A 22,597-nucleotide genomic window follows, 5' to 3' on the forward strand; every position below is an offset into this window, starting at 1 on the left:
GTTCTGACGAATAGAAAAACGGAGCAAACGCTATGAGCATTGTGGAAGTTAAAGTCCCGGATATCGGGGATTTCAAGGAAGTGGAAATCATCGAGTTGATGGTCAAGCCGGGCGACACGATCAAGGTCGACCAGTCGCTCATCACGGTGGAATCGGACAAGGCCAGCATGGAGATCCCCTCCAGCCATGCCGGCGTCATCAAGGAATTGCGCGTCAAGGTCGGCGACAAGGTGCATGAAGGTTCGCTGCTGCTGATTCTGGAAGCGGGCGACGCCGCCGCTGCCGCGCCCGCCGCGGCCCCGGCCGCCGCGCCCGCCCCGGCTCCGTCTCCGGCCGCCGCCCCGGCGCCCGCGCCCGTTGCTGCGCCGGCCCCGGTTGCGGCTGCGGCGCCCGCCGCCGCCGCGCCAAGCGGCGCGCTGGCGCACGCCTCGCCGTCGATCCGCAAGTTCGCCCGCGAACTCGGCGTCGACCTGCTGCGCGTTCCCGGCAGCGGCCCGAAAGGCCGCATCGTCCAGGAAGACGTGCAGAATTTCGTCAAGGGCGTGATGGCCGGTTCGCTGTCGAGCGGCGCCGCGCCCGCCGCCGGCAAGGGCGTCGGCATGGACCTGCTGCCGTGGCCGTCGCTGGACTTCAGCAAGTTCGGCGAAACCACCTTGCTGCCGCTGTCGCGCATCAAGAAGATCAGCGGCCCCAACCTGCACCGCAACTGGGTGATGATCCCGCACGTGACGCAGTTCGACGAAGCCGACGTGACCGAGCTGGAGGAGTTCCGCGTGTCGACCAACGCCGGCAACGCCAAGAACAAGGAAGCGGTCAAGCTGACCATGCTGGCCTTCGTTATCAAGGCATCCGTCGCGGCGCTGAAAAAGTACCCGGCCTTCAACGCCTCGATCGACGCCAACGGCGAAAACCTGATCCTGAAGCAGTACTACAACATCGGCTTCGCGGCCGACACGCCGAACGGCCTGATGGTTCCGGTCATCAAGGACGCCGACAAAAAAGGCGTGGCGCAGATCGCCCAGGAAATGGGCGAGCTGTCGGCGCAGGCGCGCGAGGGCAAGCTGAAGCCGACCGACATGCAGGGCGCGACCTTCACCATCTCCTCGCTGGGCGGCATCGGTGGCACGGCGTTCACGCCTATCATCAATGCGCCTGAAGTGGCGATCCTGGGCCTGTCGAAAGCGGCCATGAAGCCGGTCTGGGACGGCAAGGCGTTCCAGCCGCGTCTGATGATGCCGATGTCGCTGTCCTACGACCACCGCGTCATCGACGGCGCGATGGGCGCGCGTTTCGCCGTGTATCTGGGCGAGGTGCTGGCCGACCTGCGCAAGACGCTGCTGTAATGTGAGCCCGGCGCGGGCGCGCGGCCTTCACCGGCCGCGCGCCCGCGCCGCAATCCAGGGCAGGCCGGACGCGTAGGCGCCGCCTGCGTCCCTCATTTTTTACCCGGCGCCGGCGGCACCAGCGGCGAGGGGAGCGATGGAGTATGCGATGAGTACGATCGAAGTGAAAGTGCCCAATATCGGCGATTTCAAAGAAGTGGAAGTGATCGAAATGATGGTCAAGGTGGGCGACACGATCAAGGTCGATCAGTCGCTGGTGACCGTCGAGTCGGACAAGGCCAGCATGGAAATCCCGGCCAGCCATGCCGGCGTGGTCAAGGAATTGAAAGTCAAGATCGGCGACAAGATCGCCGAAGGTTCGCTGTTGCTGGTGCTGGAAGAGGGCGCAGCCGCCGCGCCTGCGGCCGCGGCGGCTGCCCCGGCCGCCGCGCCGGTCCCGGCGCCTGCCGCGGCCCCGGCCGCGCCGGTGGCGGCGCCCGCCGGCGGCAGCTACGCCGGCAAGGTCGACATCGAATGCGACATGATGGTGCTCGGCGGCGGCCCCGGCGGCTACTCGGCCGCCTTCCGCGCCGCCGACCTGGGCCTGAACACCGTCATCGTCGAGCGTTACGCGACGCTGGGCGGGGTCTGCCTGAACGTCGGCTGCATCCCGTCGAAGGCGCTGCTGCACGTGGCGGCCGTGATCGACGAAGCGGCGACGATGTCCAAGCACGGCGTGACCTTCGCCGCGCCGCAGATCGACATCGACGCCGTGCGCGGCTACAAGGAAAAAGTCATCGGCAAGATGACGGCCGGCCTGAGCGGCATGGCCAAGGGCCGCAAGGTCAACGTGGTGCGCGGCGTCGGCCAGTTCCTCAGCCCCTTCCACATCGAGGTGACGGCGGACGACGGCAGCAAGCAAGTGCTGCAGTTCAAGCAGGCCATCATCGCGGCCGGTTCCTCGGTCGTCAAACTGCCGTTCGTGCCGGAAGACCCGCGCATCGTCGACTCGACCGGCGCGCTGGAATTGCGCGCGGTCCCGAAACGCATGCTGGTCATCGGCGGCGGCATCATCGGCCTGGAAATGGCGACGGTGTACTCGACCTTCGGCGCGCGCATCGACGTCGTCGAAATGCTCGACGGCCTGATGCAGGGCGCCGACCGCGACATGGTCAAAGTGTGGCAGAAGTTCAACGAGAAGCGCTTCGACAACATCATGACCAAGACCAAGACGGTGGCCGTCGAGGCGCTGGCCGAAGGCATCAAGGTCACGTTCGAGGCGGCCGAGGCGGGCGCCGCCGCGCCTGCGCCGCAGGTGTACGACATGGTGCTGGTGGCCGTGGGCCGCAGCCCGAACGGCAAGAAGCTGGCGGCCGACAAGGCCGGCGTCAGCGTCACCGAGCGCGGCTTCATCAACGTCGACGGCCAGATGCGCACCAACGTGCCGCATATCTTCGCCATCGGCGACCTGGTCGGCCAGCCCATGCTGGCGCACAAGGCCGTGCATGAAGGCCATGTGGCGGCCGAGGCGGCAGCCGGCCAGAAAGCCTACTTCGACGCCAAGGTGATCCCGTCGGTGGCCTACACGGACCCGGAAGTGGCGTGGGTCGGCATCACCGAAGACGAAGCCAAGGCCAAGGGCATCAAGCTTGAGAAGGGCGTGTTCCCTTGGGCCGCCAGCGCGCGCGCCGTGGCCAACGGCCGCGACGAAGGCTTCACCAAGCTGCTGTTCGACGCGAGCACCCACCGCATCGTCGGCGGCGGCATCGTCGGCACGCACGCCGGCGACATGATCGGCGAAATCGCCCTGGCCATCGAAATGGGCTCGGACGGCACCGACATCGGCAAGACCATCCATCCGCACCCGACGCTGGGCGAATCGATCGGCCTGGCCGCCGAAGTGTACGAAGGCGTCTGCACCGACATGCCGGCGCCGCGCAAGCGCTGACCGCAGCGCCGCGCAGGCGCCGTTCAGTCCCGCGAAAAACCAGCAGCCTTACGCTGCTGGTTTTTTTTCGCCGTTTTTCGGCTAAATATGGGCTGAAAGCTATCCCAAGTGAATATTGGTTAGTATTTCCCTAGTGAAAAAATGTAAAAATTCTGTTTAGGAAAGTTTTAGTTCGTCCAGCCATGTTGGGGCGGCAAAACACCGGCACCGGACAACACCATTCAGATGAAAAAATTCACCGCGCTTCACGTCTCCGACCTGCACCTGAGCCGCTCCCGCGAGCGCGAGCAGCAGTTGGCGCTGTGCGCTTTGTACAAGGACATTGCCGACTACCGCGACGCCGGCCACCTGATCGATGCGATTTTCTTCACCGGCGATCTGGTGGCGAAGGGCGACGCCCAGGCCACGCCGCCGACCTACATCTTCGACAATTTCATCCAGCCGCTGCTGGCCGCCGCGTCCGCGCCGGGCGCGCGCTTCTATCTGGTGCCGCGCAGCCGCGACCAGCAGGCCGCCGGCGCCACCGGCTTCAGTTTCTTTTCGACGCATGAGCGGGCCGACGCCGAGCAGCGGGCCGTCTACCAAAATGTCCATGCGGTGTTTCACGGACGCAAATACACGGGCGACGCCGGCTCGCTGATGCAAGCCTTGCGCACCCTGTTCGAGGGCAATGCCGGCACGCCGGAGGCATCCGTTTCCGGCTTTGAAGGCTATTCCGTGCTGGAATTCAAGGGCGCGCCGGCGCCGCGCTGGAATGTCACGCTGCGCCAATACGACAATGCGGACCAGGCGTTCCACGTGGCGGCCCGCTACACGCAGGACGGCAAGGAAAGCTGCGGGCTGGCCGAAGCGGTGCCGCTGCCCGTGCCGGTCGCGCTGTACGAGCGCTTCGACCGCCAGTTGCTGTCGCACGCCACGTCGGGCATCGCGCCGAAGACGCTGCGCGCCATCTTCGTCGAGCCGCCGATCAGCAATTTGTCGCGCCAGCCGGAGCAGGGCGGCGTGCCGTCGATCCAGTCGCGCTCCCTGGCCGAATTGGCGGCGAACGACAGCGCGGTGTTCTTTGTCGGGCGCGACGAGTCCGGCAAAACGACGCTGCTCAATTACCTGTGCCTGCAGGCGAACACGCCATGCGTTTTCCAGGTCGACATGAGAGCCGTCGGCAAGGTGACGCGGGCGGCGCTGCTCGACGCGGCGGCCCGTTCGCGCGGCGGCGACTTCCATCCGTCCGCCATCGCCGCGCTGCTGCACCGGCCCGGCGCCATGCTCTGCATCGACAATCTGGCGCCGGGGCAGGCGGACGCGCTGGACGTCCTGGCCGCCTTCCTTGCCGAATTCAACAGCTGCAAATTCTGCTTCACGCTCGGCGAAGGCCAGGAAAAAGCGCTGGAGGCCAGCTTCCTGCCGATGCTGGCGTGCCGCACCGAGCTCGTCTACCTGCACAGTTTTAGCGCGGCGCAAGTGCGCCAGCTGGCGGAAAACTGGTTCGGCGCGGCGCTGGCGGCGGTCGGCCCGCGCCTCGACGCCATGCTGCGCGCGATGGCGGACGCGGGCATGCCGCAGACGCCTTTCCTCGTTTCCATCGCGCTTAGCCTGGCGGAGCGGGGCCGCTCGCTGGCCGCGGCGAACCGCGCCGAAATGATCGCGGCCTACACAGCCGCCTTGCTGGAAACGGCGGACGACGCGGCCTGCCAGAGCGGCTTCCTGGTCGAGCTGGCCTACCACTTGTTCGAGGCGAAAAAACTCAGCATGCACGCGGCCGAGCTGGAACAGTTCGAGGCCGACTATTTCGGCGTGCGCGGCCTGGGCTTGCCGACGCTGCCGATCTTCTCCACGCTGTGCGAGCGCGGCATCCTGTTCGACGCCGGCGGCGCAGTGTCGTTCCAGTTCGACTGCCTGCGCACCTTCTATCTGGCGCAGAAATTCGACACCTCCATCGACCTGATGCGTTATGCCTTCACGCAGCGCGGCTTCGTCGAACTGCAGCCGGAACTGGATATTTACGCCGGACTGCACAAGGACCATATCGAGGTGTTGACGGCCACGGCGCCCGCGTCGGAAGCGCCGGCCCAAGGCGGCCCGGCGCAAGCGCATGGCGCCGGGCCGGGCACCTATGAGGAGCGCTTCCTCGGCGGCGGCCGGCACAGCGCCGACCTGCAGGAGAGCCTGATTCTGGACGTCGCCAGGCGCGCCAGGATCAGCCGGCGCGCCAGCCTTTCGGGCGTCGTGCTGAGCGATTCCTCGTTGTAGCGGCGCGGCACTACCAAGCCATTGGGATCACCAGTCAACTTTTCATTGATAGTGTTGTATGCCACAGGTCACTTTGGCTTAACAGCCATTGTCTTTGCAAAGCGATAGGCTTCTGAAATTTTTTTGCTTGAAACGCCTACTTCCCGCATAACTTTCGCCGCAACAGGTGAGGATGGCGAGCGCGACAAAGTAGTAGAAGCCGGGCCATAGTTAGCCTCTTTCGGCACGGCCGATTTGCTAGACATTCGGCCATTGATAGCCATAACGTCACTACGAGAGAAAGCTACTTTCGCCATGCCGTTCTCCTCGCTATCAAATTTGCTATAAATTTACATCAAAGAAACAACCTAAATTTATACGCCCCCTTCATAGAGACGGCCGAGAAGAGCGACATCGTCGACGCGAACCAGAAGAATGACATAAAGCTGCCCATGCCGCCACAGGTTGCCGAGAAGCGGTCGTCCAATACATGATGTCTAGACAGTTATCTGCTATTGCGAATAGTCCGCAGGATCAATGGCTGGCGTGGCATGATGCGCGAACACATCGCCGCCGCGCGGATGCTGTTGGGTTTTGCGCTTTTCGGCCGATGGCGGGCTGATGAAGACGATAGACGCTTCGTCCTTGTCGCGCAGGTTGATCGCTGCACTGATGCCGCCAGTGCGGTAGCTCCCCATCACGCCTATCGCCATCTGCATAAACAGCGTACTCGCGCCGGTGTTGCCAAGGCGCTTGTCGGTGTCGATAAATTGCTCGGACTTTCCAGTGTCGATTTCTGGCCCGCCCTGAGCCGCATAGGCGTTTAAGACGCTATGCAAAGCGATCGTCTGAGCGGTATTGCCGCCACTCGCTGCAACGATGAGGGCTGGCGCCTTGATCCGCTGCGATTCAGACAGCGCAAGCAATGCCTCCTGCCAACCAGCCTTCAGGGCCTTGCTCCGCTGGTCCGGTCGTGTCAGTGGCTTGCCGTGTTCGTCGGCGAACTTGACGAACTTGGGGCGGTGGATAAAACCGAGCGAAGGCAGGCTGTCAAACGTGGCAAGTTGACTCTTACTCCAGGGAATCGGGAACCAGGGCGTCGGTTTCCAGTTCGTGGGCGGGCGGTGCGCCCAGGGGTTGATGCGATTAATCAGGCTGATGTTTCCGGTGCCACGGATGTCAGGGCGTTGAGCGAAGGCGGCTGCGGCCTCCAGCCATTCGCTGACTAGCGGGGGGCGTTCCGCGCCATGGCCATCTTCGTGACGGGTGGGGTCAGCGCCAACTTGTGCCGGCGTCCGAGTGATTTTTTTGCGGTCTGGATGAGGCACTTCTGATTGCAGTTCGAAATACATCCAGCGAAAAATCTTCTGCAGGAAGTCGTTGTCGGGGTCATCCCATACGAAGGGCCGCACCGCATCGACCCGTTCGCGGCGCGCCAGCACGAACAGCGCCGAGGCGTCGGGCATTTCGGGTATGTAGTTACCGTCGTGCATGAGTGGCGCGGAACCATCCGGGCGGTACAGATCGCGGGTGGCCATGCTGTCCTCCGAATTGAGGACGATGTAGGGGACGTCGGGATGGGCATCAAAAAAAGCGAATACATCGTCCAATATGCGGTCGGGATGCTCGCCAAAGCGGCGATCCCCGATCACGAACAAATGCCATGCCATGCCTGAAGACACGGCGCCCCCGGCCAAGCCCATTAGCGGGCTGTCGGGCTTCTCGATCATTCTCGAATTGAAAACTGGCGGCTCAGCGTCAAATACCGGAACACCGTAGTACATCGGCGTGTACTGCGCACCGTTCTCCAGCGAAGCGCCGCCACGCTCACCGCTGAGGCCATCCTTCTCCATGTTGGAATATGGATATTTCTCCTTGTCCTGTTCGCGGATCGTCACGTATGGGCTACCCTTTTGCAGTGCCGCCCACAATGCCCCTTGTCGATACTTGTCGAGCGTGACGCCCAGCCCGATGACTTCCAATACATACTCGCGCTTGTCCCGCTGAGACGACGCGGCGTCTTGTGGTTGCGTTGTTTTTACCGTCTGCTGCTCGCCTGCTTTGGCGGCCTTCGACGTCATTATCCAGCGACCGCCGAAAGCCAATGCCACCACCGCCAGCGGTCCCGCAACCCACCACAATAATCGCTTGTTCATCGTTTGCTCCTGCAGAGTAAGGCTTTCTGGCTGCACTTGGCCCATAGCGGGATCAGGACAAGAAGTACGATCAGCGCACCCAACAGGTATCTCCACGTTTTCGGCGCATGCGCAGCCGTGGCAGTACTCATGCGTCCACCCATTTAGGCATGAGGGGAGCAATCTCGGCTGAGGCGAAGAAATCTATTTGTGACAGCACAACGCGGACGGCTATTTCGGCGCCCGGTCATCGAGGGCGCATCAAAATCCAGGCTGTCGTATTCGCCAGTGGGTAACGCTTAATTTGAACTGCTGACGGTCCCGCGTATTGCGTCGTATCAAGGTTGCGCTTGCGCATACTTTTGGACGCCGCCGGGATGTTGAAGAGTCGCGCTGCCCATCGCCAGCGAGCGCATGGTGGCTGGGCGGGGAGCCCGCATGCGCAGCAGGGTGGCGCTGCTGCTTGCAATGAACGAGGGCCCAAAATGGCGTCGAATGCGGGCGCGCCCGTTTGCCAACACGAGCCGCTACCCCTGGCTCAGCCGCGCCGGGTCCGCCAGCGCACTGCGGAAAAACAGGTCCAGCCCCAGCGCCACCTTGGCGCGCATCTCCGCCTCCGTCGGCGCCGTCTCCGGCGGGAACAGCAGGCGCGACAGCTGGTCGCCCATGATGCAGTTGAGCAGGTGGACGGTCAGTTGTTCGTGCGGCAGGCCGGGCCGGAACAGGGGGGCGATGTCGGGGCGGCCGAAAAAGCGCCCCAGCGTCTCGCGGGTCAGGCCGGGGCCGACCTGGTAGAAGGTGGTCGCCAGCTCCGGGTTGCTGCCCGCCTCGGCCAGCACCATGCGGTGCAGGCGGATCGCCTCCGGCTTGGAAATCAGTTCGCTGATGCGCAAGCCGAAGTCGCCGAGGATCTGCTCGATCGGCCGCATGTCCGTATCCATGTTCGCCATCGTCGAGAAGTAGCGCTCGCGGTGGCGCGTGATGATGGCGTTGAACAGCCCGGCCTTGCCGCCGAACTTCACATAGATGGTGCGCACCGCGACGTGGGCTTCGCGGGCGATCGCCTCCAGGCTGACCTTGCTGTAACCGTGTTGCAGGAAGAGGCAGCCGGCCGTCCCCATCAGGCTTTCCATGCGCGCCTCCATGTCGGCCGCGCGCGGCCGCCCGGCCGGCTTGCCGCAGCAGGAATGGTCGGTGGCGGCGGACTGCGCCGCGCTGTCTGGCTGATCGGTGGCGGGGAGTGGCATGGTCATCGCGATATTGTGGGGCATGGCGGCACTCTAGTCCACATTGAAATGAAATGCAATCGTTTCATTTCTTGACTTGCGCTAGTGTTTGCCGAATAATGCACCTATATCATTTCATTTTTTGGAGCGCCGCCATGCCTACCCAGCACACCCAATCAGAACAAAAAGTGCTCAGCGCCGTCGCGCCGGCGGCCCCCGCCGCAGTCGCCGCGCCGGTGAAGAACCCGCCGAATCCCCGCGTGCTGATCGTCGCCGGCCTGATCGCGCTGGCCGCCGTCGGCGCCGGCGGGCGCATGTGGTATCGCAGCCATTATTTCGTCGAGACGGAAAACGCCTATGTGGCCGGGCACGTGCATCCGGTGTCGGCGCGCATCGCCGGCGTTGTCGCCAAGGTGCTGGTCGAGGACAACCAAGTGGTCAAGGAGGGCGACGTAATCGCCGAACTCGACCCGGCCGACCAGCGCGTCAGGGCCGAGCAGATCCAGGCGCAGATCGACACGGCCGAGCAGCAGGTGCTGCAGTCGGACGCCCAACTGGCCCAGGCGCAGGCGCAGGCCAGCGCGGCCGCCGCCCAGGTGGCGCAGTCGGAGGCGCAACTGCTGCGCGCGAAACAGGACGCCGAGCGCTACGGCCAGCTCTACACGAGCCAGATGAAGGCCGTCTCGAAGGCGGAGCTGGACGGCGCCGTCGCCGGCCGCGCCGGCGCCGTGGCCGACCTGGCCGCGCGCCGCGACAGCGCGCAGGCGGCGAAGGCGCAGATCGCCGCCGCCGGCGCCGCCCGCGAAGTGCTCAAGGCCCAGGTGCGCGTGCTGCGCGTGCAGTTGAAGGACGCCCAGCAGCAACTGGCGTACAACCGCATCCTGGCGCCCGTCGCCGGCCGCATCGGCAAGCGCGCCGTCGAAGTCGGCATGCGCGTCCAGCCGGGCCAGCAACTGACGGCCATCGTGCAGGACAATGTGTGGATCACCGCGAACTTCAAGGAAACCCAGTTGGCCGAGCTGCGCCCCGGCCAGGACGTGCACGTGACCATCGACGCGATGCCGGGCATGGCGCTGGTCGGCAAACTCGACAGCTTCGCGCCGGCGTCCGGCGCGCAATTCGCGCTGCTGCCGGCCGATAACGCCACCGGCAACTTCACCAAGATCGTCCAGCGCGTGCCGGTCAAGATCGTGCTGAAGGCGGCAGACATCAAGGCCCTCGGCGGCCGCCTGGTGCCGGGCATGTCGGCGCTGGCCGACGTGGCGGTGAACCAGTCCGCCGCGGCCCGCTAGGACGCCGCCATGACGGGTACGACACACACACTGCCGGCGCGCGGCGCGCCGCCGGCGCCGCCGGCCGTGGGCGAGCAGGTCAGCGCGCGCACCTGGGTCGCGGTCGCCGCCGGCATGATGGGCGCCTTCATGGCCGTGCTCGACATCCAGATCACCAACTCCTCGCTGCGCGACATCCTCGGCACGCTGTCGGCGACCCAGGAAGAGGGCTCGTGGATCTCCACCGCCTACCTGGTGGCGGAAATCATCGTCATTCCGCTGACGGCGCTGCTGACCCGCGTCTTCGGCCTGCGCAGCTACATGATCGGCACGACGGCGCTGTTCCTGGTCTTCTCGACGCTGTGCGGCGCCGCCTGGAATCTGGAGAGCATGATCGTGTTCCGCATGCTGCAGGGCTTCACGGGCGGCGCACTGATCCCGATGGCCATGACGCTGGTGATGGCGAAGCTGCCGGCCTCCAAGCGCGCCACCGGCATGGCCATTTTCGGCCTGACGGCGACGCTGGCGCCGGCCATGGGGCCGACCTTCGGCGGCTACCTGAGCGAGCTGTATGGCTGGCCCTCGATCTTCTACATCAACTGGGTGCCGGGCGCGCTGCTGATCGCCGGCATGCTGTACGGCCTGGAGCGCGAGCCGATGCAGTTGAAGCAGTTGTGGAATGCCGACTGGCTCGGCATCGGCTTCATGGCGATGGGCCTGGGCGGCCTCACCATCTTCCTCGAAGAGGGCAACTCGAAGGACTGGTTCGACTCGCCCTTCATCATCACCTTCGCCGGGCTGGCCATCACCGGCCTGCTGGGCTGGGTGGTCACCAGCACGACGCGCGCCGAACCCTTCGTCAACCTGGGCCTGTACGGCAAGCGCAACTTCCTCGTCGCCACCGTGCTGTCGGCCGTCACCGGCATGGGCCTGTACGGCTCGTCCTTCCTGCTGCCGCTGTTCCTCGGCCAGATCGCCGGCTACTCGCCGATGCAGATCGGCGAGGTCATCATGTGGGTCGGCCTGCCGCAGCTGTTCATCATGCCCTTCGCCGCCAAGCTGTCGTCGAAGGTCGACAACCGCATCCTGTGCTCGGTCGGCCTGGCCCTGTTCGGCGGCTCCTGCCTGATGAACGCCTACATGGACGCCGGCACCGGCTACGACCAGCTGTTCTGGTCGCAGATCGTGCGCGCGCTGGGCCAGCCCTTCATCATGCTGACGCTGTCGAACTTCGCCATGGCCGGCATCGCCCCGCGCGACATGCCGTCGGCGTCGAGCCTGTTCAACATGACGCGCAACCTGGGCGGCTCCATCGGCATCGCGCTGCTGGCGACGGCCTTGAGCAGCCGCGAGCACTTCCACTCGGCGCGCCTGGGCGAGTCGGTGACGATGCTGTCGGCGGCCACGCTGGAACGCATCGAGCAGATGACGGCCTCTTTCATCGCCAAGGGCGTCGACCCCGCCACCGCCGGCAACCAGGCGCTGACGGCGATCGGCAACATCGTGCGCCGCGAGGCATATGTGATGGCCTACAACGACGGCTTCTTCCTGGTCGGCGCGATCCTGATTGCCTGCATCGGCATCCTGTGGTGCGCCGACAAGGTCAAGGCGCCGTCCGGCGGCGGCGCCGGCGCGCACTGAGCGCGGCGCCCACCCACTAATAAGCATATTTGAGGTAACAACCATGATGACAGCTTTGACCCGCCTGACCCTGGCGGCATCCGTGACCCTGGCGCTGGCCGGCTGCGCCAGCGTCGGCAGCGATTTCAGCGCGCCGAAGAACACCGACAGCGCGGCCTTCCGCCACCTGGCGCCGGGCGCGGCCGCCGACGCGCGCCTGCCGCAGGACTGGTGGAGCGTGTTCGGCGACGCCACGCTGGAGCGCCTGGAGCGCAGCGCGCTGCGCGACAACCCCGGCGTGAAGGCGGCGGCGCAGCGCCTGCTGCAGGCGCAGGCGCAAGCCGGCACGGCGCGCGCGGCGCAGTCGCCGACGCTGGCCGTGGGCGCCTCGGCGGCGAACTCGCGCACCTCGGCCAACACCTCGCAGGCGCTGGCGATGGGCGGGCGCTCGATCAGCGGCAACCACTACACGGCGGGCGCCTCGATGTCCTACGAGCTGGACCTGCTGGGCCGGGTGCGGCGCATGGTCGAGGCCGCCGACGCCCAGGCGCTGGCGGCCGAGGCCGACCGCGACGGCGTGCTGCTGATGCTGTCGGCGCAGGTGGCCACGGCCTACTGGCAGTTGCGCGGGCTGGACGCGGAGATGGCGATTTTGAACGACGCCCTCGGCACGCGGCGCGAATCGGAGCAACTGGTCGAGGCGCGCTTCAACGCCGGCCTGAGCAACGAACTGGACCTGGCGCGCGCCCGCATCGAACGGGCCAACGCCCAGGCCGACCTGCACGAAGTCCAACGCCAGCGCAACCTGCTCGAACACAGCCTGGCGACGCTGACGGGCGTGGCGCCGGCGGCGCTGCAACTGCCGGCGGCGGCGCACGCGGCCGTGCTGCCGCAGCCGCCGTCGATCCCCGTCGGCCTGCCGGCCAGCCTGCTGGCGCGCCGGCCCGACCTGGCCGGCAGCGTCGCCACGCTGCGCGCGGCCAACGCCCAGGTGGGCGTGGCCGAAGGGGCGTTCTACCCCTCGCTGCAATTGACGGGCAACTTCGGCTACGCCTCGGAAAACCTGCGCGAGCTGGCGCAGGGCGGCTCGCGCCAGTTCAGCGCCGGCCCGCTGGCGCTGTCGCTGCCGATCTTCGACGGCGGCCGCAACCGCGCCAATCTGGCGCTGTCGCAAGCCCGCTACGCCGAGGCATTGGCGAACCACGAAGGCAAGCTGCTGACGGCGCTGCGCGAAGTGGAAGACGCGCTGTCGGACCTGCAGCAGCGCCAGGCGCAGGGCCAGGCGCAGCAGCAGTCGCGGCAGGCGGCGGCGCGCGCCTATCTGGTGGCGCGCGCCCGCTACGAGCGCGGCGTGTCGAACTACCTCGACGTCACGGACGCCCAGCGCAGCGCGCTGGCGGCGGACCGCGCGGCGATCCAGATCGGCACCCAGCGCCTGCTGGCGACGGTGGCGGTGGCGCGCGCGCTGGGCGCCGGCTGGCAGGCGCCCAGCGCGCCTGCGGCGCAGTAAGCGCTCATCGCAGCGCCGGCCAGGGGTCTGACCCGTTCTGTGGGGCCGACCCCAGCTTTGCGCCGGCTACATACCGACCCGCGACGTAGTCGGTCCGAAGCGCTCCAGCATGAAATCGATAAAAGTGGTCAGCTTCGGCGTCGCCTGCCGGTCGCGCGGATACACCAGATGCATGGGCCGCGGCGTCGGCACATACTGCTCCAGCAGCGGCACCAGGCGTCCCGCCGCGATATCCTGGGCCAGCAGAATCTCCGCCTGCATCACGATGCCGAAGCCGTGCAAGGCCGCCATGCGCAAGGCTTGGCCATTGTTCGAGCGGAAGCGGCCGGCCCAGATCGTCCGCTCCGTCTCGCCCTTCAAACGCCAGCGCACATGCTGGTTCCAATGCATATAGTCGAGACACTCATGCTGCGCCAAATCATCCGGCGAGCGCGGCGTGCCGCGCCGCGCCAGATACGCGGGCGAGGCGCAAATCGACATGCCATAGAGCCGCAGCGGACGCGCCACCATGCCCGAATCGCCCAGCGCGCCGATGCGCACGGCGGCGTCGAAACCCTCGTCGAGCAAATCGACCAGACGATCGTTTAAACTCAAATCCACCCCCACGTCCGGATAGCGCGCCAGATAATCGGCCAGCGCCGGCGCCAGCCACTCGCTGCCGAAGGACACCGGCGCCGTCAGCTTCAACTTGCCGCGCGGGCCGGCGCGCATCGCCTCGGCGCCCGTCTCGGCGGCGGCGATCTGCGCCAGAATCGAGCGGCACTGCTCGCAATACTGCGCGCCGATCTCCGTCAAGCCCTGGCGCCGCGTGGTGCGCATCAGCAGGCGCGCGCCGAGCAGCGTCTCCAGATGCTTGATATGCTTACCCACCATCACCGGCGAGATCTGAAATGTCTCGGCGGCGGCCGTAAAACTGCCGGCGTCGACGACGGCGACGAACACGGCCATGCTGCGCAACTTATCCATAGATTGCAAACTGCTGATTAGTAATGTTGTTCATCTTAGCGCATTTATTCTTCAGACTAACAGGGTGATACTGCAGGCATCCCCAATCCATCGAAAAAGGACCCAGCATGAAAATCATCGTCATTGGCGCCAGCGGCACGGTCGGCAAGGCAGTCGCGGCGGAACTGGCGCAGCGGCACGACATCATCGCCGTCGGCAGCAACAGCGGCGCCTACCAGGCCGACATCAGCGACATCGCCCAAGTGCGCGCGCTGTTCGCCCGGACCGGCAAAGTGGACGCCGTCGTCGTCGCGGCGGGCAAAGTGCACTTCGGCGCGCTGGCCGACTTCACGCCCGAGCAATTCCAGATCGGCCTGAACAGCAAACTGATGGGGCAAGTCAACGTCGCCCTCGTCGCCCAGGAACACCTGAACGACGGCGGCTCGATCACCCTGACCAGCGGCATCATCGCCGACGAACCGATTCGCTTCGGCGCCAGCGCGTCGATGGTCAACGCGGCGGTCGAAGGCTTCGCGCGCGGCGCGGCGATCGAACTGACGCGCGGCTTGCGCATCAACGTCGTCAGCCCGACCGTCCTGGAAGAATCGATGGACACCTACGCCGCCTACTTCCGCGGCTTCGAAGCGGCCAAAGCGAGCCGCGTCGCGCTGGCCTACAGCCGCAGCGTCGAAGGCGCCCAAACCGGCCGCGTCTACCGCGTCGGCTAAACCAGCGGTTTTGTTGCTTTACCCTCTGGGGTCAGGTCTAGACATGGCGGTTTATTCCCTGCGGCAAGCCGCAAAAACCGCCATGTCTAGACCTGACCCCATTGTTGTTGGATTACAATTGTCGAAGAGGAAAGGCGGCGTCTGCGGAGGGGCCGCTTTTTTCCTTTTCTTTTTAGGGCTTCCATGAAAAATTTTCTGATTCCTTTGGTGCTGGCCGTCGCCGGTGCCACCGTTTCTGCCGCGCCCGCTGGCGTCGGCGAGCTGGCTAAGTTGACGCGGCGTTTCGCGCCCGTCGAGTTGACGGCGGATGTGTCGGCTTTGTCGGCCGGCGACCGGAGGGCGATCGCCAAGTTGGTCGAGGCCGCGAAGCTGGTCGATGTGTTGCAGTTGCGTCAGCGCTGGGCCGGCAATGAGGCGCTATGGGCGGCGCTGCGGAAGGATAGGTCGGCGCTGGGTGCCGCGCGTTTGGAGTATTTTTGGATTAATAAGGGGCCGTGGTCTATTCTCGACGGTAATGCGTCTTTTTTGCCGGCCGAGTATGCCGGCATGAAGATTCCGGCGAAGAAGCCGGAGGGCGCGAATTTTTATCCGGCCGGCGCCACGAAGGCGGCGCTGGAGGCGTGGATGGGCGCGCTGCCGCCCCAGGACCGGGAGCAGGCGCAGTGGTTTTTCACGACGATACGCAGCAGTGGCGACGGTAAGTTCCGGACGGTGAGGTATGCGGATGAATATCAAGCGGAGTTGCGGCAGTTGGCCGTTTTGTTGAATGAGGCCGCTGCCGCCACCGATAATGCGTCGCTGAAGAAGTTTCTCAGTCTGCGCGCCGAGGCTTTTTTGTCGAACGATTATCTGGCCTCCGATTTCGCGTGGATGGATTTGGATGCGCCCGTCGATATTACGATAGGGCCGTATGAGACGTATAACGATGAGTTGTTCGGCTTTAAGGCGGCATTCGAGGCGTATGTGAATATCCGCGATGAGAAGGAAACGCAGAAGGTGAATTTCTTCAGCAAGCATATGCAGGAGTTGGAGGACAATTTGCCGCTGGACGCGCAGTACCGCAATCCCCAGGTCGGCGCGCTGGCGCCTATGGTGGTGGTGAATCAGGTGTACGGCGCCGGCGACGGCAATATGGGCGTGCAGACGGCCGCCTACAATCTGCCCAACGACGAGCGCATCATCAGCGCGCGCGGTTCCAAGCGCGTGATGTTGAAGAATGTGCAGGAGGCGAAGTTCAAGTCGACTTTGACGCCGATCGCCAAGCTGGTGCTGACGAGGGAGGCGCAGCAGGATGTGGATTTCGATGCCTTCTTTACGCATATTCTCGCGCATGAAATCACCCACGGCCTCGGCCCGCACCAGACCCGCGTGGACGGCAAGGCGTCGACGCCGCGCCAGGATTTGAAGGAGGCGTATGCGACGATCGAGGAGGCGAAGGCGGATATCACCGGTCTGTTCGCGTTGTCCTATATGATGGACAAGGGCTTGTTGCAGGGCTCGCTGGGACAGGGCGAGGCGGCCGAGCGCAAGTTGTACACGACTTTCCTCGCGTCCGCTTTCCGCACGCTGCATTTCGGTTTGAGCGATTCGCACGCGCGCGGTATGGCAATTCAGATGAATTATCTGCTCGATAAGGGCGGCTTCGTCGCGCTGGGCGACGGGGTGTTCGCCGTCGACTTCAAGAAGATCAAGCAAGCCGTGATCGATCTGGACCGCGAGTTCCTGACCATCGAGGCGACCGGCGATTATGCCCGGGCCAAGGCGATGATGACGAAGTATGTGGTGATACGCCCCGCGGTGCAAAAGGCGCTCGACAAGATGAAGGCGGTGCCCAACGATATCCGGCCGGCGTTTGTCAGCGCCGCGGCGCTGGGCGCGCAGTAAGCTCTCAGTACGTTTCTGCAAAGGGGCCGGCGGCGACGCCGGCCTTTTTTCTTTGCCCCATGGCGAGCCGTCAATGTTGGCAAATTACGCCATGAAATATTCCGTGATACTTCCTTGAAGTAATTAAAGTTGCTGACGATAATTCCGTATGGCCGCGCACCGGAGTTTCGTCATGTTGACATCACTGCTTTTCCCTCTACTGCTTTTGCTCGCGGGCAGCGCCGCCGCCCAGTCCGGCCTGACCGGGCAGGAGCAACGCTGGCTGCGCGCCGGCGCCGCCGTCCTCGATTATGCGCGCCAGCTCAAATTGCCGATTGATATCATCGTCCAGCCGCAAGCCGCGCCGGGGGCCGTGCCGCTGGCGATGGGTTTCGACGGCGGCCGTTGCAAGCTGGTGTTGTCGATGCGCGGCAACGCCCAGGCCGAGGAGGTGCTGGCGCCGTTGCCGCCGGCCGAGCAGGTCTTGATGATCGAGGCGATGATGGCGCACGAGATCGGCCATTGCTGGCGCTACGCCCATGGCGACTGGCATGTGTTGCCGACCGGCTTTGTCGAGGCGGGCGAGGAGGCCGCCGCCGGCGCGCCATTGCTTGGCGATGCGAGGTCCTTGCGCGACACCCGCCGCGAGGAGGGCTACGCCGATCTGGTGGCGCTGGCCTGGGTGCAACTGCGCCATCCGGCCCGCTATGCCCAGGTGCATGGCTGGCTGGCGCGCGTGCGCGGGGGCGCAGCGGCGCCCGGCGGCTCGCACGATACGCAGGCTTGGCTGAGCTTGGCCAGGGACGGCACCGCGTTCGCGCCGGCGTCGACGCCCTTTGATCAGGTTGTTGCATTGTGGGGACAGGGTTTGATCAAGGACAAATAGGCATGGTTGTTGCGGAGCGGACGGCCGCGCACTGTACGTTCGCGCACAGAGCTTGCTTTTCTGGAGGGGTACATTGCCCTGTCAACCAATCCAGAAAGGGAAAATCATGAACAAATTTACTTTGCTCGCGCTGAGCGGTGTTGCCAGTCTTGTTTTCTCCGCAGGGCAGGCGATGGCGGACGAGACCGGCGGCGCCTCCTACAAGAGCCTGAAGGACCGCGCCGCCACCGAGTATAAAAGCGCCGTCGCGCGCTGCGGCAGCGAGACGGGCAAGGCCAGGAAAATATGCAAGCAGGAAGCGAAAGTGGCGCGGGCAAAGGCCGACGTCGATGCCGTCGCCCAGTACCGCAACACGGAGCGCGATCTGAGCCGGGCGAGGGTGGCCGTGGCCAACGCCGAGTACGACCTGGCCAAGGCCAAGTGCGCCGAGCGTAGCCGGGCCGAGCGCAGCGCCTGCCTGAACGAGGCCAAGTCGGTCCAGGTGGCGGCCGCCAACGCGGCGAAATCCGCGCCGCAAACGGCTGGTGCCAGCGGCGCCGCCGGCAGCACCGGCGCCGGTGCCGCGCAGCAGGAGCGCCACGCCGGCACCACGCCTGCCCACGAGAACTGCGAGGCGATGAACGCCAGCGACAAGGCGGCCTGCCTCACGCGCCGCACCGCCGGCTCCGCCAAGGCGGCCATTGCCGACACCGTCATCACCACCAAGGTGAAGGCCGATCTGGTCAAGGCCCCGGACTTGAAGGCGATGGATGTGCATGTCGAGACGGTCAACGGCGTCGTCATGCTGAGCGGCTTCGTGCCGTCCCAGGCGGAGGCGAAAAAGGCCGAGGATCTGGCGCGCAGCGTCGAGGGCGTCACCGACGTCAAGAGCGCACTGAAAGTCAAGTAAGCGGGGGCGCGCAAGCACTGCCGATGGCCGGGCGAGATGTCCGGCCAAGTTAATTCTCTTCCATAGTTTTTCTTTATACTCACTCCAGAATATAGATCAACTTGATTGGAGTGTTCGCCTATGAAACCAAGCACCGCCCTTTGCAACGCTTTGCTGCTGGCCGGCGTGCTGACCGCTGGCGCCGTCTTCAGTGCCGATGCCCCGATCTATCCCAATACCAGTGGCATGGGGGATGTGCCGAAGGGTGCTGAATGGTATCGGCAATGCCTGCGGGTTGAAAAGGCGATGCCACCGGCCGCCGACTTGCCGGATGCCCAGTCCGTCGCCGCGCTGAAGGGATGCAACGCCGAAGAACGCTATTACGACACCAGGAACAAGGTCGGCGCCAGTGCGGCCGACTGGCAGCAGGTGCGCCAATGCGCCTTCGCCAAAGGCGACGATGGCGTGCTGATGATGTTGTATGCGAACGGCCTGGGTGTTGTCCGCCATCCGGAGCTGGCGCTGAAATACGCCTGCAGCCTGCCCGGCGCCGGTGCGGAAATGGATGGCCGCGTCGAGCACTTGCTTGCCCTGGGTAAGGGGGGCAAGGCGGAAACCTTCGACCTATGCGACGACATTACCAGCGGCTACATGCAGGGCGTCTGCACGGCGATCGGCGAGCGCCAGCAGGCGAAGGCGCGCGGCCGGCAACTGGGTGCCGTCGTGCAAGGCTGGCCGCCGCAGCACAAGGCTGCGCTGGACACTGCGCAACTGGCGTTGGACGCCTTCGCCCGCGCCCGCGGCGACGAGGAAACCGACTTGAGCGGCACCGCCAGGGCGGCGATGGCGATCGCGGCGACTGCCGCCGAGGCGACGCTGTTCGCCCAGGATATCCGCGACTTCGAGCAGGGCAAGACGCCGCGCCACTCCGCAGCGCAGTTCGCGGCAGCCGACAGGGAACTTAACGCCATTTACCAGAAGATCATGAAGCTGCCGGGTACGGGGGAGCAGGGCCTCGTCAGCCCATACACGACGGTGACCAAAGACAATGTCCGGCACACGCAGCGGGCTTGGCTGAAGTACCGCGACGCCCTCGTGCGCTTCGGCGCCCTCCGCTATCCGCTCGTGCCGGTGCAGGCTTGGCAGGCCATGTTGACGCAACGCCGGGTTCAGCAACTGCATGAGCTGGCGCAGCCATAAGAAGGCGCCGGCGGCAAACCAGCGTAATTGGGCAGATGATCTTGCTATTGCCGGGATTGGCTTTCAACGACGCCGTCGGTAGCGTAGTGGCAGCCGATCTCCACCGTGATGCCGTCAAGCGTCGTGAGGAAGAACTGCGCCCCACGCCGGCTTTGCACAATCTCGGCGCTCAAGTCGGCGCCCGCATGTTTCAGGCGGGCATAGCTAGTCTGGACTTTCTCAAGATCGTCGAGAATGAAGCCGAGATGAAAGCCTTTCGGATAGCTGGGCTTGGCGTCGCCGGACTCCTGTAGCACCAAGTCAAAGCCGTCTGCCGCCAGCGCGATGAGGCTACGGTCGGGCTTTTCCAGCGTCACAACAAAGCCGAAATATTCGACGAAGAACGCCGCCATTTCGGGCGCATTGCTGACCTGCAAATTCAAGTGATTCAGTTTCATGGTTGTGCTCCTTGCTTTGCATTCTCTTTCGGCGCGGCGAACAGTTGCTGCTCAGCTTGGCGGGACGAACGGGCGGCCGCAAAGCTGTGCGTGCGAACCTGCTCTTCATAGTCTGCGATGGCATCGGCAACGGCTAAGCTGCGGCTATGCACCTGTTGCAATGCCTGTACCAGCGCGGATGCGTCATAGAGCGCACAATTCGCGCCCAGACCACTGGCGGGACTCATCGCATGCAGCGCGTCACCCAGGGCGGTCACCCTGCTGGCCGGCCAGGGCGCCAACAGCGGCGTGGTTTTCAAGGCCGTTAGCGTCGCCGCTTGCGGTGCGGCCAGTTCAAACAAGGCCCTGAGCTGTAACGGCCATGATTGAATCAGCTTGCCGATCCAGGAACGCAAGGCGGGCTCGGGCCAGCACAGATCGTCGTCGTCGGACACGCCGAGGTGCTTGCGCTGGCCGATCAGCGCCCAGTACATATAGTCCGGCAGCGCGCCCACCGCTGTGGTGGCGCCGGGCGACAGCCGGAAGCACATGGCGTCGCTCACGAGCGCCAATCCCGGCTCGAAAATGACCGAGGTTCCCAGCTGCAGTTGCGCCGCGATCGCTTCCCGGGAGACTGGGTCCAGCATTGTCTTGCCGTAGCAGCAGATGGCGCCCGTATCGATTGCGGGGGCAGCAGGAAAGCGCAAATCCCTGACCCTGGAATAGATGCCGTCGGCGCCGACCAGCACGTCGGCTTCGACCGAACTGCCGTCCTGGAAATGGGCGACGACGGCCAGATCGCCCAGCTCCTCATAACGGACCAATGCTTTTCCGAAATGTACCTGCTCGGCCAAGCCCATCAACAGGACCGCGCGCATGACCTGGCGGTCGGCGCGTAGGTCGGGCGCAGCGTCGGCCACACCGTCGTGCCAGTCATCCACCCAATTGTCGCTGAGCCGTTTCAGGTTGGAGTCGAGGGTGTTGATGCCATGTGCCGGGACTGCGCAGGTTTGCGTAAACAAGGCAAACAGCGCATCCGGTAGACAGCTTGCCAGCGCAGCCTGGCCGTCCTTGTCGATGCGCAGGCGGTAGCCCTGGCGACGTGCGGCCAGCGCGGCGTCCTTTTCATAGACCTGTACCGCAATGCCATGTTTCTTGAGGCCCTGGGCCAGACACAGCCCGCCCAGGCCGGCGCCGATGATGGCTACCCGCAGTGGTGTGATTGTCATGCATGCTCCCTTGTCGAATCGTCGTACAGCGAAAATGTCATTATTGGACAAGGACGGCGTTGGATGATAACGTTGTCAAGTCATAAAATAATGAAATTGAGCCATGCCGGAATCCATCTCGTCCGCAGCCGTGCCTGACTTGAGCGAGCAAGCCGATGGCCCGCCATTGATCGCCTTGTTGAGCGAACCAGGGCCGGACAGCCAGTTCCTGCTCGGCACACGCGAATATGGCTGGCATAGCCATCTGCGCGGACAGATGTTTTGCATCGAAAGCGGTCTGATGCATGTACGCACCAGTCACGGCTCATGGCTGTTGCCGCCGCATCGGGCCGGTTGGATTCCGCCGGATATGACGCACAAGGTGAGCGTCATCGGCGCGCTGAGCGGATGGAGCATCCTGATCGCGCCGCAGGCCAGTGCCAGCCTGCCGCAGCGGCCCTGTGTGACCGCCGTCAATGAGTTGATGGGCGCGCTGGTGCGCCGCGCGGCGTCCTGGACCACGCGCGATCCGCTGGACCAAGGGCAGGAGCGCGTGATGGGCGTGCTTCTCGACGAGATGCGCCGGGCGCCGCAGCAAGCACTGCATTTGCCTATGCCTTCGGAGCGGCGCCTGGTGCGTGTGGCGCACGCCATATTGGCGCGGCCGGGCGAACGGCGCAATCTGGACGAATGGGCTGGCTGGGGCGGCATGTCGGCACGCACGCTGAGCCGGCTGTTTCGCGCCGAGACTGGTTGTAGCTTCGCGCAATGGCGCCAGCAGGCCGGCCTTGTGTATGCGCTGGAGCGGTTGGCGCTGGGCGAGTCCGTCGCGACCGTTGCCGATGCGCTCGGCTATGCCACGCCCAGCAATTTTATCGCCATGTTCCGGCGTGCTTTTGGTGAGTCCCCCGGGCGCTATTTCGGTGCTGCGAAACAAACCGGTCGATAGCTGTCAAGGTTGGCGCAGGCACCGCATCGCCAAGACCCGCGCCCGCGTCGAGCATGTGTTTGGAATATTGTTGATATAGGGGCGCAAAAAAGGGCTACGCGCCGAAGCGGGTAACCCTGATCTGTACTGCTGAATTCGTGGTAGGCCGTGCGGGATTCGAACCTGCGACCAACGGATTAAAAGTCCGCTGCTCTACCAGCTGAGCTAACGACCCCGAAAGAGGCCGCATTATATATCGGTTCAAAAAAAACGCCAAGGGTTTGCGCAAGAAAA

The 22,597-nt window shown here is 64.8% G+C and carries 18 protein-coding genes and 1 tRNA gene; 12 read left to right on the top strand and 7 right to left on the bottom strand.

Going from position 1 to position 22,597, the window contains the following annotated elements:
* Window positions 1–32 precede the first annotated feature (32 nt).
* The 3 genes from aceF to OIK44_RS15630 all read left to right on the top strand — a co-directional run bounded on the left by aceF (window position 33) and on the right by OIK44_RS15630 (window position 5,520).
* Window positions 33–1,343 carry a dihydrolipoyllysine-residue acetyltransferase gene (aceF, locus tag OIK44_RS15620; RefSeq protein ID WP_273671925.1) on the top strand — a complete coding sequence of 437 codons (1,311 nt, stop codon included), beginning with the start codon at window positions 33–35 and terminating at the stop codon, window positions 1,341–1,343.
* A 148-nt stretch (window positions 1,344–1,491) separates the two neighbouring features.
* Window positions 1,492–3,270 carry a dihydrolipoyl dehydrogenase gene (lpdA, locus tag OIK44_RS15625; RefSeq protein ID WP_273671926.1) on the top strand — a complete coding sequence of 593 codons (1,779 nt, stop codon included), beginning with the start codon at window positions 1,492–1,494 and terminating at the stop codon, window positions 3,268–3,270.
* A 225-nt stretch (window positions 3,271–3,495) separates the two neighbouring features.
* A complete protein-coding gene (locus OIK44_RS15630; RefSeq protein WP_273671928.1) occupies window positions 3,496–5,520 on the top strand; it encodes a hypothetical protein in 2,025 nt (674 codons plus the stop codon).
* Window positions 5,521–5,588: 68 nt separating this feature from the next.
* Here the strand turns inward: OIK44_RS15630 and OIK44_RS15635 are convergent, their stop codons facing one another.
* The 3 genes from OIK44_RS15635 to OIK44_RS15645 all read right to left on the bottom strand — a co-directional run bounded on the left by OIK44_RS15635 (window position 5,589) and on the right by OIK44_RS15645 (window position 8,905).
* On the bottom strand, window positions 5,589–5,816 hold the full coding sequence (locus OIK44_RS15635) for a hypothetical protein (RefSeq protein ID WP_273671930.1): 228 nt from the start codon (window positions 5,814–5,816) through the stop codon (window positions 5,589–5,591).
* Between the two features lie 195 nt (window positions 5,817–6,011).
* Window positions 6,012–7,655 (bottom strand): type VI lipase adapter Tla3 domain-containing protein, encoded by a 1,644-nt coding sequence (locus tag OIK44_RS15640; protein WP_273671932.1) that lies wholly within the window; start codon window positions 7,653–7,655, stop codon window positions 6,012–6,014.
* Window positions 7,656–8,161: 506 nt separating this feature from the next.
* On the bottom strand, window positions 8,162–8,905 hold the full coding sequence (locus tag OIK44_RS15645; protein WP_273671933.1) for a TetR/AcrR family transcriptional regulator: 744 nt from the start codon (window positions 8,903–8,905) through the stop codon (window positions 8,162–8,164).
* Window positions 8,906–9,015: 110 nt separating this feature from the next.
* Here OIK44_RS15645 and OIK44_RS15650 point away from each other — a divergent pair, with 110 nt between their 5' ends.
* The 3 genes from OIK44_RS15650 to OIK44_RS15660 are packed head-to-tail and all read left to right on the top strand — an operon-like array spanning window position 9,016 to window position 13,261.
* Complete coding sequence (locus OIK44_RS15650) at window positions 9,016–10,152, top strand: HlyD family secretion protein (protein WP_273671934.1); 1,137 nt, start codon at window positions 9,016–9,018, stop codon at window positions 10,150–10,152.
* 9 nt (window positions 10,153–10,161) lie between these two features.
* The gene (locus OIK44_RS15655) at window positions 10,162–11,772 is read left to right on the top strand and encodes a DHA2 family efflux MFS transporter permease subunit (protein WP_273671936.1); all 1,611 of its coding nucleotides are present in this window, start codon (window positions 10,162–10,164) and stop codon (window positions 11,770–11,772) included.
* Window positions 11,773–11,815: 43 nt separating this feature from the next.
* Window positions 11,816–13,261 carry an efflux transporter outer membrane subunit gene (locus OIK44_RS15660; protein ID WP_273671938.1) on the top strand — a complete coding sequence of 482 codons (1,446 nt, stop codon included), beginning with the start codon at window positions 11,816–11,818 and terminating at the stop codon, window positions 13,259–13,261.
* Window positions 13,262–13,327: 66 nt separating this feature from the next.
* On the opposite strand, the gene OIK44_RS15665 is transcribed toward OIK44_RS15660, so the two are convergent.
* Window positions 13,328–14,227 (bottom strand): LysR family transcriptional regulator, encoded by a 900-nt coding sequence (locus tag OIK44_RS15665; RefSeq protein WP_273671940.1) that lies wholly within the window; start codon window positions 14,225–14,227, stop codon window positions 13,328–13,330.
* Window positions 14,228–14,334: 107 nt separating this feature from the next.
* Between OIK44_RS15665 and OIK44_RS15670 the strand changes: the two genes are divergently transcribed.
* The 5 genes from OIK44_RS15670 to OIK44_RS15690 all read left to right on the top strand — a co-directional run bounded on the left by OIK44_RS15670 (window position 14,335) and on the right by OIK44_RS15690 (window position 19,751).
* Window positions 14,335–14,934, top strand: coding sequence for a short chain dehydrogenase (locus OIK44_RS15670; protein WP_273671941.1), 600 nt, complete (start codon window positions 14,335–14,337; stop codon window positions 14,932–14,934).
* Between the two features lie 183 nt (window positions 14,935–15,117).
* Window positions 15,118–16,818, top strand: coding sequence for a dipeptidyl-peptidase 3 family protein (locus OIK44_RS15675; RefSeq protein WP_273671943.1), 1,701 nt, complete (start codon window positions 15,118–15,120; stop codon window positions 16,816–16,818).
* Between the two features lie 172 nt (window positions 16,819–16,990).
* On the top strand, window positions 16,991–17,683 hold the full coding sequence (locus OIK44_RS15680) for a DUF2268 domain-containing putative Zn-dependent protease (RefSeq protein WP_273671944.1): 693 nt from the start codon (window positions 16,991–16,993) through the stop codon (window positions 17,681–17,683).
* 106 nt (window positions 17,684–17,789) lie between these two features.
* The gene (locus OIK44_RS15685; RefSeq protein ID WP_273671946.1) at window positions 17,790–18,572 is read left to right on the top strand and encodes a BON domain-containing protein; all 783 of its coding nucleotides are present in this window, start codon (window positions 17,790–17,792) and stop codon (window positions 18,570–18,572) included.
* Between the two features lie 120 nt (window positions 18,573–18,692).
* Entirely contained in the window at window positions 18,693–19,751 is a 1,059-nt protein-coding gene (locus tag OIK44_RS15690; RefSeq protein WP_273671947.1) for a lysozyme inhibitor LprI family protein, read from the top strand.
* 44 nt (window positions 19,752–19,795) lie between these two features.
* Here the strand turns inward: OIK44_RS15690 and OIK44_RS15695 are convergent, their stop codons facing one another.
* Window positions 19,796–20,188: a VOC family protein gene (locus OIK44_RS15695; RefSeq protein WP_273671948.1), complete on the bottom strand. Its 393-nt coding sequence runs from the start codon at window positions 20,186–20,188 to the stop codon at window positions 19,796–19,798.
* Window positions 20,185–21,396 (bottom strand): FAD-dependent oxidoreductase, encoded by a 1,212-nt coding sequence (locus OIK44_RS15700; protein WP_273671950.1) that lies wholly within the window; start codon window positions 21,394–21,396, stop codon window positions 20,185–20,187. Before OIK44_RS15700 ends, OIK44_RS15695 begins: the two co-directional genes overlap by 4 nt.
* Before the next feature lie 103 nt (window positions 21,397–21,499).
* Between OIK44_RS15700 and OIK44_RS15705 the strand changes: the two genes are divergently transcribed.
* Window positions 21,500–22,324, top strand: coding sequence for an AraC family transcriptional regulator (locus tag OIK44_RS15705; protein WP_273671951.1), 825 nt, complete (start codon window positions 21,500–21,502; stop codon window positions 22,322–22,324).
* 138 nt (window positions 22,325–22,462) lie between these two features.
* On the opposite strand, the gene OIK44_RS15710 is transcribed toward OIK44_RS15705, so the two are convergent.
* Window positions 22,463–22,538, bottom strand: a tRNA-Lys gene (locus OIK44_RS15710).
* Window positions 22,539–22,597 lie beyond the last annotated feature (59 nt).

The organism is Janthinobacterium fluminis, from assembly GCF_028595325.1.
GTDB lineage: Bacteria > Pseudomonadota > Gammaproteobacteria > Burkholderiales > Burkholderiaceae_D > Janthinobacterium > Janthinobacterium fluminis.

Coding starts and splice junctions, on each gene's coding strand:
- aceF (WP_273671925.1), top strand. CDS start 33: ATGAGCATTGTGGAAGTTAAAGTCCCGGATATCGGGGATTTCAAGGAA.
- lpdA (WP_273671926.1), top strand. CDS start 1,492: ATGAGTACGATCGAAGTGAAAGTGCCCAATATCGGCGATTTCAAAGAA.
- OIK44_RS15630 (WP_273671928.1), top strand. CDS start 3,496: ATGAAAAAATTCACCGCGCTTCACGTCTCCGACCTGCACCTGAGCCGC.
- OIK44_RS15635 (WP_273671930.1), bottom strand. CDS start 5,816: ATGGCGAAAGTAGCTTTCTCTCGTAGTGACGTTATGGCTATCAATGGC.
- OIK44_RS15640 (WP_273671932.1), bottom strand. CDS start 7,655: ATGAACAAGCGATTATTGTGGTGGGTTGCGGGACCGCTGGCGGTGGTG.
- OIK44_RS15645 (WP_273671933.1), bottom strand. CDS start 8,905: ATGCCCCACAATATCGCGATGACCATGCCACTCCCCGCCACCGATCAG.
- OIK44_RS15650 (WP_273671934.1), top strand. CDS start 9,016: ATGCCTACCCAGCACACCCAATCAGAACAAAAAGTGCTCAGCGCCGTC.
- OIK44_RS15655 (WP_273671936.1), top strand. CDS start 10,162: ATGACGGGTACGACACACACACTGCCGGCGCGCGGCGCGCCGCCGGCG.
- OIK44_RS15660 (WP_273671938.1), top strand. CDS start 11,816: ATGATGACAGCTTTGACCCGCCTGACCCTGGCGGCATCCGTGACCCTG.
- OIK44_RS15665 (WP_273671940.1), bottom strand. CDS start 14,227: ATGGATAAGTTGCGCAGCATGGCCGTGTTCGTCGCCGTCGTCGACGCC.
- OIK44_RS15670 (WP_273671941.1), top strand. CDS start 14,335: ATGAAAATCATCGTCATTGGCGCCAGCGGCACGGTCGGCAAGGCAGTC.
- OIK44_RS15675 (WP_273671943.1), top strand. CDS start 15,118: ATGAAAAATTTTCTGATTCCTTTGGTGCTGGCCGTCGCCGGTGCCACC.
- OIK44_RS15680 (WP_273671944.1), top strand. CDS start 16,991: ATGTTGACATCACTGCTTTTCCCTCTACTGCTTTTGCTCGCGGGCAGC.
- OIK44_RS15685 (WP_273671946.1), top strand. CDS start 17,790: ATGAACAAATTTACTTTGCTCGCGCTGAGCGGTGTTGCCAGTCTTGTT.
- OIK44_RS15690 (WP_273671947.1), top strand. CDS start 18,693: ATGAAACCAAGCACCGCCCTTTGCAACGCTTTGCTGCTGGCCGGCGTG.
- OIK44_RS15695 (WP_273671948.1), bottom strand. CDS start 20,188: ATGAAACTGAATCACTTGAATTTGCAGGTCAGCAATGCGCCCGAAATG.
- OIK44_RS15700 (WP_273671950.1), bottom strand. CDS start 21,396: ATGACAATCACACCACTGCGGGTAGCCATCATCGGCGCCGGCCTGGGC.
- OIK44_RS15705 (WP_273671951.1), top strand. CDS start 21,500: ATGCCGGAATCCATCTCGTCCGCAGCCGTGCCTGACTTGAGCGAGCAA.